General features: G+C 60.9%; 1 protein-coding gene. It reads right to left on the bottom strand.

The annotated features are described in order from the left end of the window. A partial coding sequence (locus ACF8EF_RS14285) for an immunoglobulin-like domain-containing protein (protein WP_392461383.1) occupies positions 1–557 on the bottom strand: 557 nt, incomplete at both ends.

The raw sequence follows: 557 nt of genomic DNA, 5'->3' as shown, positions 1-557 counted from the left end.
GACGTGATGCCCAGGCTGATCTGGCCAGCGTCGTTGTAGACGTCATCGCCTTGTGCCGTGTGCTCGTAAGGCGCGCTGGTGTCGCCGGCCTTGATGGTGACCTGAGCGTTGTTGCTCAGGGTCACGACCAGGTCGTGAGCCAGGGCGGTATTGATGTGCACGGTGAACGTCGGTTTGACGTTCTCGGCTACCGAGGTCTGGTCGGCCGTGATGGTGACCTTGACCAGGTCGCCTTCGTTGCCTGGAGTACCTGGCTCGTCGGTGACAGTCGTGCTGACCGAAGTCTTGTCGAGTGTCAGCTGTTCGAACTTGCCAACGTCCGCGCCTTCAACGGTAGCGATCGACATCACGACAGGGTCGTTGCTACCGACGTAGACGTTATCCGGGGCAGTGACAGTGGCAGTACCCACGGTGCCATTGGCCGGCACGGTGATGACGGTCTTGCCGTCGCTCAGCGTGAAGGTCAAGGCGCTGTGGTTGTTGATCGGCAGACCATCTTGGTTGGTCAGCGTGATGGTGTAGGTGATCTCGCCGCCTTCGGTCACCGAAGGGGTGGC

The organism is Pseudomonas sp. zjy_15 (assembly GCF_043101865.1).
Lineage (GTDB): Bacteria > Pseudomonadota > Gammaproteobacteria > Pseudomonadales > Pseudomonadaceae > Aquipseudomonas > Aquipseudomonas putida_Y.
The sequence above is the reverse complement of the archived record's forward strand: the minus strand, read 5'-3'. Positions and strand labels throughout refer to the sequence as shown.